We start from the raw sequence: 10,757 nt of genomic DNA on the forward strand, positions 1-10,757 counted from the left end.
TTTCCCGTTTTACTTGTTGTTTGGTTCGTATACAATTTCTTGTATTCGTTCTGAATTTCTCATTCAAAGCTGCTCAAACGCAGCTTATTATTAGAATTTTCAGGGTTTTACATACTGTTCAATCTTCTGTTTTCAAAGTGCTTTTTGTTGTTCTCTCTCGATCAGCAACTCATTTATTCTATCATGTTGCCGCTTCTTTGTCAACAACTTTTTCAACTTTTTCAATCGGTTTAAATCGATCGCCTTTGCGGTGTGTTCCGCACCGGAACTATAATATAACATGTACCTAAGAGATTGTCAAGGGAATTTGTGTCATTTATTGATACAATTTTTTGAGTCTAACTTTCACTACTATATATATACGTTTTTACGGAATTTCTCTATATATTGGGATGATAATAAAAAACTGCAGAAAAGGCATTTCGGCCTTTCACCTGCAGATTTGTTTTAATTGCATATATCATAAATACAATTATTCTCTCAGATCAGCCCGCGCAATACCCCCATAACCATCAGGTTCAGAAGATTGTGGCTGTAAAGAAACGACAGCCATTGACTGGACTCAATCTGCCGTGTAATAATCATACCCCATTCTGTACCAGAGAATGCAGTAACAAGCAGACATGCCAGCCAGAGGAACAACAGTCCCTCAAGACCGCCGGCAATCGCTCCTGCTATTTTATTAATTCCCGATATAATAGGAAGTCTTGCAATAATATCCAGCCATCTGATAACCAGCTTAGACGCCAGATAAACAGCCGCAAACAACAAAACAAATCCCGCTGAATTAATAATTGTATCTGCAAGATAGTTCCCTACGTAATCAGTAAACGCCTGGACTCCCATCATCTGATAAATCTCGCTGTTGTTATTTTCAATCAGCGCTGATTTGACCGTACGAGGTAAATTCAGGTTCTCTATAATCGTTCTTTGTGCAGACGGCTTGTCTGAGATCTCTTCCTGGGAGCTCTGTTCCTGCCCAAGACCTGCTGCCTTTACGATATTCTGGGCTACTGTCTGCTGAAGAGTCGTATTCTCTTTTAAATAAGTAGTTACAGCTGGCAGTGATACACGAACAATGGTCAAAGATAAGATCATTGCAAATATTGATACAACCAGCCGGATAAATCCTCTGTGATGTCCGTAAAGAACCATTCCAAGCAGATATACTCCGGCAATCACAGATAACAAGTTTTCCATATACAGTCTCGTCATATTCCCATTTCCAATACCAAATTCCTGATGGCAGAAGCTACTCCGTCCTCATCGTTGGTCTCCGTTACATAGTCTGCTGCTTCAATGAGTTCTTTGCTGCCATTTTTCATGGCAACTCCGACTCCGGCTTTTAATATCATTGTAAAATCATTCTCTCCGTCACCGATTCCCATAGTTTGACTGGGACTGATTCCCAGATAGGACGAAAGCCGTATGATCGCATCCCCTTTTGTTGCATCAAGTGCGTTGATCTCCAGGTTATTAGAAATCGACGAAGTGACCAGAATATCATTTCTTTTTTCCAGCTCTGCCCTGAGCTTCGCTCTTTCTTCCATATCAGGAAAAAACAGATTAATCTTTTCAACTGGCTTATTGGCCTTCTTTACAAACTCTATAATGTTAGGGCAGATATCACGGGTATTCCGAACCAGATCCTGCAGTTCAGGAGTCAAAGCAAACTCTGGCAAATGATCAATGAAACGGGATTCCGTGATTCCACGCCTTTCTATGTATGGATCGTACATCACACGGTACGAATCCACAAACCGCAAGAGTTCCAATGCAAGATCACAGGTCAGCATCCTGGTATCTATTACTATATTTTCTTTCATGTCCTCAATGACAGCACCGTTGGTGGTGATGGCATACCGGATTCCGGGTATGTCTTTTATCTCAGCCGGTATTCCATCAACGGTCCGCCCGGTACACGGAACAATGTGTATTCCTTTACGGATACAGCTTATGAGAGCTTCACGATTATGATCAGACAAACATTTTCTGCTGTTTAACAAAGTTCCGTCAAGATCAATCGCAATGAGTTTAATATCCACGTTTTATCTCCATTTAATAAATAAAATGTTCCTCTTTTAAAATAAGCAAACCATCTTTATCGTATTTTGTTGAGAACAGACCCTTGATTCGCCTTCCAACGGTTGGTTTTTCAGCGCGGTCTGCGGCCTCTTCAATCAGACCTTCTGCATTTGCTCTGTTTAAAGGAACGCCGTCTTCCTCCATGATTTCTATTCTCTCATAAAGTGCAAGCATGCTCTTCCCGGTAATGTTACAGTCAATCTCATTGGCGTATCGGCAGGCATACTGAGCAAATTCATCGATATCCATTTCCTCATCAGAATATTCTGGTACCGCCTGTTGTCTGAAGGAGGGCTCGTCCACAGGTTCCTCTGCAGGCTCTTCGTAAAAATCGTCATCTTGGTAGTTGCTCTCCTGATCATACTCATCATAGCCAGAGTAATTATACTCCCGACTCTGCTGGTATTCCACAGCTCTGTTTTGGATAACCGGATCTTGCTGATACATATCTCTTCCCCGAACTGCTCCGGAATCACTGTCTGCAGGTACGGGATCAGGAGCCGAAACTTCTTCTCCGCTTCCAATGCATTCGAATTTACTCGCCAGAACCGGGTGATCCTGATGCAGTGCTTCCATCTGTTTGGGATTATCGATCAGTACTACGATCATTCCGCTTGCATCTCTTTCCATAAGCTGGTTTAATTCGTCAAGAGCCTGTGGTGTTAAATCGCCAGCTTCTTCTATTACCAGGTCTTTTCCGGTAAGCCTGTCGGCAGATGCAAAGACACCCCGATTAGACAGCCTGGCTCCGGTAATCTTGGCAACAGGATTGTTCACACCGCTTTCCCTGTGGATCTGCTTTAATGCTTCCACTGCCATCTGAAGTCCTTTTTCCGGAGTTCTGGCTTCAATCATGAGGTGATTACGAACAGGTGTCTCCAGATTGTCCTCTTCATCCTCTTCACCGTACAACTCTTCAAAATCAAGTTCTTCCTCTTCTTCTGCCTGAGGAAAATTATAACCGCTTCCGTCAGCCTCCGGAAACTCTGTTTCTTCTGCCTCATAGTAATTAGAATATTGTTCTTCCTCATTATCAATACTGTCTTCCTGCGGCAGATCATAGTCTTCATCACCTTCTGCAGTAGCAGCTAACTGGGTTCCGTAGATCTCCTGACCAAAATTCTGGGGCTCTTCCTCTTCGATGACTGGCTCCGAGTAAGTTTCCGCTTCTTCCTCTTCCGGCAAATTGTTTTCCACTGATCGGGGGAATACAGCTATGTTGCGTCCAACTCTTCGGATATCTTCCAGTACTCTGGTATGCTCCGCAGCCGGTTCTTCTTCAACGATTGGTTCATCATAGGAAATTTTGGACATTTCCCTTGCAAGAGATTCCTGGACTTCCGCTTCCTGCATGCTGACTTCATAGTCATCTTCCACCGACTCCTCATACACCATGTTGGTATACTGACCGGCTTCCGGTTCTTCCTGATAATAATCAATTTCCGGTTCCAGCTGCACGCTGACTTTTTTCCCGGTTCCATACTCCTGCTCAACTGCCCGGAGCCTGGCTTCGTATTTATCTCTGTTTTCTATCAGATCCATCTGATAATTTGTCAGAGGGGCATACTGTACTTTTAAGTCCATTGCCTTTTCCACATATTTTCCAAGTCCAAACATCAGCATAATGCGGTCGCAGGTTTCTACACAGCGCTCCGCCATACCGGCAAGGCTGTAAAGCTCCGCCAGCTCATAAAGCCATTTTTCATCAAGCTCCACGCTGGTATAGGATTCAAGTGAATGAATGAGCTGCTGGGCTGGCGCCCCTTTCGCTTTTAAAATCATATAGCGGAGGAGCTGCTGCCTGGGATCTTCAGAAGCCAGATCTCCGAATTCCTTGTAATAGCTTTCTGCTTCTTCAATATTGCCCTCTTTAACTGCAAGCTCGGCCAGTTTATAGAGAAGCCTTTTCCCAATAGGAGCCCGCTCAAAGGCTTGCAAAAGGATCTCTTTTGCCTCCTGATAATCTTCATTTTTTTCGTATACCATGGCTACCATGGAAAGCAAATTGGTGTTGCGGACTCTTCTCCAGTCGATTGTATCGGCGATCTTCATAGCCGTCTCATAGTCGTTTTTGCCGACCAGTTTTTTAATTTGTTCAACTTTTATATTAAACTCGTACTTATCCATTCTTTGCATCTCCTAACAAGGCAAATGAGTTACAGTTCGACTCTGCCCTCCAGAGCCCGTAACAATGTCACCTCATCTATGTACTCTAAGTCTCCGCCAACGGGAACACCGCTGGCTATGCGGGTAACCCTGATTCCTGTAGGTTTGATCAGCTTACTGATATACATGGCTGTTGTCTCACCTTCGAGACTGGAATTCGTGGCAATGATCACCTCTTCCACATCTCCCTGCAGCCTCTGCATTAATTCTTTCAGCTTTATATCTCCAGGTCCGATTCCCAGCATGGGGGATATGGCTCCATGGAGCACATGGTAAACGCCTTCAAACTTTCCGGTTTTTTCATAGGCAGCTAAATCTCTGGTATCTTCCACCACCATAATTACCTTATGATTGCGTTTCTCACTCTTGCAAATGGGGCAGCGCTCCTGATCCGTCAAGGTAAAACACTCTTTGCAGTAATGCACGTTACGTTTTGCTTCAGTTATGGATGAAGCAAGACCTGTTACCTGTTCTTCCGGCATATTAATAATATGAAACGCCAGGCGCTGTGCAGATTTACTGCCAATGCCGGGAAGCTTTGACAGCTCTTCAATTAATCTGGTTATCTGACTGCTGTAGTAATCCATAGTTAGAACGGAAAGCCTCCGCCTAATCCACCCATTCCACCGGTTAATTTAGACATGGCCGAACTGCTGTCTTCTTCCATCTGGCGGAATGCTTCATTGGTAGCCGCCATAATTAAATCTTCCAGCATCTCAATGTCATCTGGATCAACCACTTCCTGGGATAATTTTACGGAAGTCACTTCTTTTTTACCGGAAACAGTGACAGAAACTGCTCCGCCGCCTGCTGCAGCTGTATACTCCTTCTCTTCAAGAGCTTTTGTCGTCTCTTCCATCTGACGCTGCATCTTCTGTGCCTGCTTCATTAAATTATTCATATTGCCAGGCATAGCGCCTGGAAAACCGCCACGTTTTGCCATGGTGTAAATCCTCCTATATTTTCATAATCATTTTATTCTTCTATTGTAATATCCATTAAAATATTGGCTTTTAATTCTTCGTCGCTGACGTAAATAGTGTCCATACGTTCGCCTCCGCCCCTGAGCCTTGTCTGAAAGGCAATGGATTTTTTATAATGATCTTCCACATACCGTTCAATCTCCGCAATTGTAGTCTCTCTGCTTCCGATCATGTAATTACTCTGATCAGAGAAGACAACACAAAGGCGGCTCTCACCAGCCGGTTCAACCACTGTTTCCCGAAAACTGGCACGTATGGGCCCGCCCAGCTCCCGTATGATTTTTCCCCAGTCACTTCGGATCAGATTTAAGTCTTCTAACTGTCCCTGGGGAAGTGCAACTCTCTGGGCCGGAGTCAAGGGATCCGACTCTCCGTTACCTGAACCCGATTCGGCAGATACAGGCGCTGCCCCTTCGCCCTTTTGGAGAAATGTCCCGCTCTCCAGCTGCTGTTCAATGCTTTTAAGCCGCTGAAGAATGGAATCATAATTCTGCTCCATCTGCGGACGTGTCAGCTTGATGAGCGCAACTTCTATGAGTACACGCTTCTGGGAAGCGTAGCGAAGCTGATTGGATAAATCTGAGAACACACGGATATAACGCAGAAGTGTCTCATGATCTGCAAGCGCGCTGTCCTCCCTTAAGAGATTCTGGTTCTCCGTTGACATATCGAGCAGATTCTCTCCGTTGTCCACGGATTTAATGATAAGCAGATTCCTTAAATACCAGATAAAATCAACTACAAACTGTCCTAACTCTCTCCCCTGGATCACCATATCTTCCAGACACGTGATACAGTCTTTGGTTTTATTTTGTGCAACGGCTCTGAAAAGCCTTCCAAATACCGTGATATCCACTGCTCCAAGTACATCAAGTACATTGTCATAGGTAAGAAGTTCCCCGTAATGAAACGCTATGCACTGATCTAACAGGCTTAATGCGTCTCTCAGAGCTCCGTCTGCCGATTTTGCAATGTAATTGAGGGCTTTCTCCTCTACCCGGATCTGTTCCGCTTCTGTAAGTTCTTTCAGATGTTCTGCAATTGTCTCAACCGTGATTCGTTTGAAATCATAGCGCTGGCATCTGGATAATACTGTGACGGGAATCTTGTGCACTTCTGTTGTCGCCAGAATAAATATAACATAAGAAGGAGGTTCTTCCAGGGTTTTTAGTAACGCATTAAATGCTCCTGTAGAAAGCATATGAACCTCATCGATAATATAAACCCGGTATTTTCCTTCTGTAGGCGGATACTGGACCTGCTCCCTGATCTCCCGGATGTTTTCCACACCATTATTAGATGCCGCATCAATCTCAACAACATTCAGGGAAGCACCTGCTGCTATATTCCTGCAGGTCCGGCATTCCCCGCATGGACTGCCATCTGCCGGCTGCTCACAATTGACTGCTTTTGCGAAAATCTTTGCAATACTGGTCTTACCGGTTCCCCGTGTTCCGCAGAACAGATATGCATGTCCGATACGCTGGGATATAATCTGGTTTTTAAGTGTTTGCACAATATGGTCCTGCCCCTTCACATCTGCAAAGGATGAAGGGCGCCATTTCCGATATAATGCCGTATATGACATGCCTGTTACTCCTTATTTGTCGCCGAAGCTGATTCCTATCATCTTGGCTTCCTTAACGATGGAACATTCCGGATCGACGGTCTTTAATTTGCCGGCCACCTCGGCTAAGGGCGCCTTAACAATCTCATTGTTTTTGACTGCCACCATGTAGCCGTATTCCCTGTTCTTTATCAGTTTTGCTGCTTCTGCTCCAAGGCGGGTGGATATTACCCTGTCATAAGGACATGGCTCTCCGCCCCTCTGCATATGGCCGGGAACGGTAACCCTGACTTCCTGTCCGGTCCGGTCCGTGATCTGAGCTCCAATCTCATAGGCCACAGAAGGATAAATCACGCCGCTCTTCTTTTTTTCTTTCAGTTCTTTTTTGGTCAGGACCGCATTCTCTTTGGAAATCGCTCCTTCTGCAACGGCAATGATGGAAAATTTCTTTCCTTCTCCGGTTCTTTTCTTTAAAGCTTCTATAACTACATCCAGATCATACGGAATTTCGGGAACCAAAATAATATCGGCTCCTCCGGCGATTCCCGCATAGAGAGTCAGCCAGCCTACCTTATGACCCATAACTTCAACAATAAAGACTCGTCCATGGGAAGCAGCCGTTGTATGAATACAGTCAATGGCGTTGGTCGCCACATTAACCGCACTCTGGAAGCCAAAGGTTATGTCAGTTCCCCATAAGTCATTATCTATGGTCTTTGGCAGCGATACAACGTTTAAACCTTCCTCCCGTAAGAGGTTGGCTGTCTTCTGGCTGCCGTTGCCGCCAAGAACGACAAGGCACTCCAGCTTTAAATTTTTATAGGTGTGCTTCATTGCTTCTACCTTATCAAGACCGTTCCCGTCCGGTATCCGCATCAGTTTAAACGGCTGTCTGGAGGTTCCAAGAATTGTTCCCCCTTTTGTCAGAATTCCGGAAAACTCTTCAGGCTTCATTACGCGGTAATTTGCATAAATAAGACCCTTATAGCCATCTTCAAATCCAACAATCTCGATATCATCAAACAGCCGGTATAATGCCTTGGCAACGCCCCGCATGGTAGCATTTAAGCTTTGACAGTCACCGCCGCTTGTAAGAATTCCAATTCTCATCATAAAAGCACACCTCTTCTTTGATTAGATTTGTTATTTGGAAATAGGTACTATTATACCCATTTTATTCTCAATTATAATACAAAGGGGAATGTGGGGCAAGGGAAAACTTTATTTCATAAGATAATGTAAGGAAATATTAAAAATGAAAAAACACCGCAAAGCAAATCACTGCTCTCCGGCGTCCTGATAACTATATTAAATCCGTGCGTCTCACTTTGAACCGCTATCACAGGCGTTACCCTGACAGTTAACTCGGTCCAGGCACCCTCACGGCACACAGAAGGTTCCACTTAGTGCTGCTGCATTCCTGCCCTGACACGGTTCATGAAGATCTGTTGCGTAAGACCCAAACGTCATCGTCACTTATCAGGGGCAGCCCTGCAATAGCCGGCCCTGGGTGAGACATCACCCCTGCTGGAGCGGATTGCAGGTACAGGGCACCGCTATCTCCCCGGCTGCACGGAAGCTTTATGACGTATTATGACTTAATCGCAGTTAAGTATACATGGAAACCTGGGGATTGTCAAGGATTTACGGGGCAATTGTATCTTCCATTTTCTGTTTTTTATTATCACGTAATTCTTTAAAAAATTTTTTCATCATCTGCGTGCATTCCTCACCCAAAACCCCGGATTCCATTTCCACCTGATGGTTAAATCCGCTTTCATGAAATAAGTCCAGGACAGAGCCTGCACAGCCCGCCTTTGGATTCATACAGCCAATGACTACTTTTTTCATTCTGGCCTGGACAATTGCTCCGGCACACATGGGACAGGGTTCCAGAGTCACATACATCGTACAGTCTTCCAGTCTCCAGTCCCCCAGCTTTTTACAAGCCTTCCGGATTGCAAGGATCTCTGCATGGGACAGTACATTTTTATCTGCTGTCCGCCGGTTGTATCCCCTGGCAATGACTTTATCTTCATATACAATAACACAGCCAATCGGCACTTCACCAACTGCTCCGGCTTTCTTTGCCTGTGCAACTGCCTGACGCATATATTTTTCATCTGTGGTCATAATCATTCCTCTTTGCTGTTTAATGTGGTATACTTGTCCTTAGTATATCATGAAATAAAGGAATGGTGAAGAGATGAAGTTTTGCGGTCTTCAAAAAACAACACTTCTGGATTATCCAGGTCATGTGGCTGCCACGATTTTTCTGGGCGGCTGCAATTTCCGCTGTCCTTTTTGCCATAACAGCGGATTGATTGGAAGCGATGCCAAGCCGCTGTTCTCAGAAGAAGAAATTATAAATTTTCTTATAAAGAGAAAGGGAATCCTGGAAGGTGTCTGCATTACAGGAGGAGAGCCTACACTCTCCGGAGAGCTTGAATCATTTATTAGAAAAATCCGGGAGCTTGGTTATCTTATTAAGCTGGATACCAACGGCTATCGTCCTGATGTATTAAAGAAACTGATCACAGACGGCCTCCTGGATTATGCAGCCATGGATATAAAATCAGGGCGGGAGCATTATAAAAAAGCTGCAGGAGTCGGAGATCTTACAATAAGTAACGTGGAAGAAAGTGCGGCATTTTTAATGGAAAACCGCATACCTTACGAGTTCCGCACTACAGTTGTAAAAGGAATTCATACAATGGGAGATTTCGTGGATATTGGCAAGTGGCTGGAAGGTGAATCTTCGTACTTTCTTCAGAATTATGTGGACTCAGATCAGGTTTTATGCCCCGGCTATACCTCTTTTTCAGTCAGTGAACTACAGGGGTTTTTAAAAATATTAAAACCATTTCTTCCCAGGGCTGTAATTAGGGGTGAAACTTTCTGACACAAAGCAGGGGGCTTTTTCAGCCCCCTATTTTTATATCAGTATACCAGAATCCAAAACGCCCGTCTTCCATAGGCTGATCTTTCGAAAGCACAAAATTAGGAAAGCCGAACATTGATGCCATATATCGCTCATTGCTGTAATAATGACCTGGGATTCCCAGCAGATAGCGGGGCGTTCCCTTAGGATTAAACAGTTTGGCGAGAATTAAGTATCGGTAATTATAGTAACCATGAAGTAAAAAGCTGTTATTTCCATACACCCATGTATCTCTGGGGAGAAGTCCGATATCCTGCGGTTTGATTGTCAGGATCTCACATCCATCTTCATAATCAAATGCCAGGATTCTGGTATGTTCTTTTCTCAGTCTATCCCATACTACGCTATGTGAATTCTCTTCCAGATTTTCTTTCTGGCGCAGCTGCTCCAGTACCTCCGGGTCGCCCAGCTTTGGATCAATCTGATTTTGTTTTTCCTCTTCTTTTATTACAGCATCTGCGCGATACAAACGGGTCGTTCCCGCGTTGGGCTCTCCGAGCACCTCTGCCTCTTCAGCCAGACTGGATGCATTGGAGCTCATCTGAAGAGTTTCTTTTAATCCAGCATCTTCTTTCTCAGCCATGATGGGTTTTGGCATCAGTGGCACAGCCTCCTGCTGTCTTTGTACAGCAGTATCATCCTCAGCTGGCGGATCCGTGAGTACTGATTCTGCAGACATGGGCGCGGTCGGCATCGGTCCGGTTGGACGCGGCCTTGGCTGCATCGTTCCGGTCGGCATTGGCGCTGTGGGCATCGGCCCAGTCGGCATCGGCCCGGTTGGCATCGGTCCGGTCGGACGCGGCCTTGGCTGCATCGTTCCGGTCGGCATCGGCCCGGTCGGCATCGGCGCTGTGGGCATCGGCCCGGTCGGCATCGGCGCTGTGGGCATCGGCCCGGTCGGCATCGGCGCTGTGGGCATCGGCCCGGTCGGCATCGGCCCGGTCGGCATCGGCCCGGTCGGCATCGGCGCCCTGGGCAACCGCACCGCCGGCATCGGCTCCGCAGGCCCCGCCGC

Annotated in this window: 10 protein-coding genes, 1 other RNA gene and 1 pseudogene; 1 reads left to right on the forward strand and 11 read right to left on the reverse strand. The window is 45.6% G+C overall.

All coding sequences use genetic code 11. The annotated features are described in order from the left end of the window. Positions 1–480 precede the first annotated feature (480 nt). From DS742_RS27295 to tadA, 9 genes are all read right to left on the reverse strand, one after another. A complete protein-coding gene (locus DS742_RS27295; RefSeq protein WP_117420073.1) occupies positions 481–1,200 on the reverse strand; it encodes a CvpA family protein in 720 nt (239 codons plus the stop codon). An 11-nt stretch (positions 1,201–1,211) separates the two neighbouring features. Continuing rightward, on the reverse strand, positions 1,212–2,045 hold the full coding sequence (locus DS742_RS27300; RefSeq protein WP_117420066.1) for a Cof-type HAD-IIB family hydrolase: 834 nt from the start codon (positions 2,043–2,045) through the stop codon (positions 1,212–1,214). A 13-nt stretch (positions 2,046–2,058) separates the two neighbouring features. Continuing rightward, positions 2,059–4,212, reverse strand: coding sequence for a tetratricopeptide repeat protein (locus tag DS742_RS27305; RefSeq protein WP_117420067.1), 2,154 nt, complete (start codon positions 4,210–4,212; stop codon positions 2,059–2,061). 29 nt (positions 4,213–4,241) lie between these two features. After that, positions 4,242–4,838: a recombination mediator RecR gene (gene recR / locus DS742_RS27310; RefSeq protein WP_097006959.1), complete on the reverse strand. Its 597-nt coding sequence runs from the start codon at positions 4,836–4,838 to the stop codon at positions 4,242–4,244. 2 nt (positions 4,839–4,840) lie between these two features. After that, entirely contained in the window at positions 4,841–5,194 is a 354-nt protein-coding gene (locus DS742_RS27315) for a YbaB/EbfC family nucleoid-associated protein (RefSeq protein ID WP_117420068.1), read from the reverse strand. Positions 5,195–5,226: 32 nt separating this feature from the next. Next, complete coding sequence (gene dnaX, locus DS742_RS27320) at positions 5,227–6,822, reverse strand: DNA polymerase III subunit gamma/tau (protein ID WP_117420069.1); 1,596 nt, start codon at positions 6,820–6,822, stop codon at positions 5,227–5,229. A gap of 12 nt (positions 6,823–6,834) precedes the next feature. Further along, a complete protein-coding gene (locus DS742_RS27325; RefSeq protein ID WP_117420070.1) occupies positions 6,835–7,914 on the reverse strand; it encodes a 6-phosphofructokinase in 1,080 nt (359 codons plus the stop codon). A gap of 201 nt (positions 7,915–8,115) precedes the next feature. Beyond that, positions 8,116–8,377, reverse strand: an RNA gene (ffs, locus tag DS742_RS27330) — signal recognition particle sRNA large type. A gap of 68 nt (positions 8,378–8,445) precedes the next feature. Further along, complete coding sequence (tadA, locus tag DS742_RS27335) at positions 8,446–8,934, reverse strand: tRNA adenosine(34) deaminase TadA (protein ID WP_117420071.1); 489 nt, start codon at positions 8,932–8,934, stop codon at positions 8,446–8,448. A 73-nt stretch (positions 8,935–9,007) separates the two neighbouring features. Here tadA and DS742_RS27340 point away from each other — a divergent pair, with 73 nt between their 5' ends. Then, positions 9,008–9,703 carry an anaerobic ribonucleoside-triphosphate reductase activating protein gene (locus DS742_RS27340; RefSeq protein ID WP_117420072.1) on the forward strand — a complete coding sequence of 232 codons (696 nt, stop codon included), beginning with the start codon at positions 9,008–9,010 and terminating at the stop codon, positions 9,701–9,703. Between the two features lie 19 nt (positions 9,704–9,722). Here the strand turns inward: DS742_RS27340 and DS742_RS29690 are convergent. Then, positions 9,723–10,151: pseudogene (locus tag DS742_RS29690) on the reverse strand (DUF6128 domain-containing protein); the annotation flags it as partial. 232 nt (positions 10,152–10,383) lie between these two features. Then, the coding region (locus DS742_RS29110) for a hypothetical protein (RefSeq protein WP_205692816.1) at positions 10,384–10,757 on the reverse strand (374 nt) is incomplete at its 5' end.

Origin of the sequence: Lacrimispora amygdalina, from assembly GCF_003432035.1 — a bacterium.
GTDB lineage: Bacteria > Bacillota > Clostridia > Lachnospirales > Lachnospiraceae > Lacrimispora > Lacrimispora amygdalina.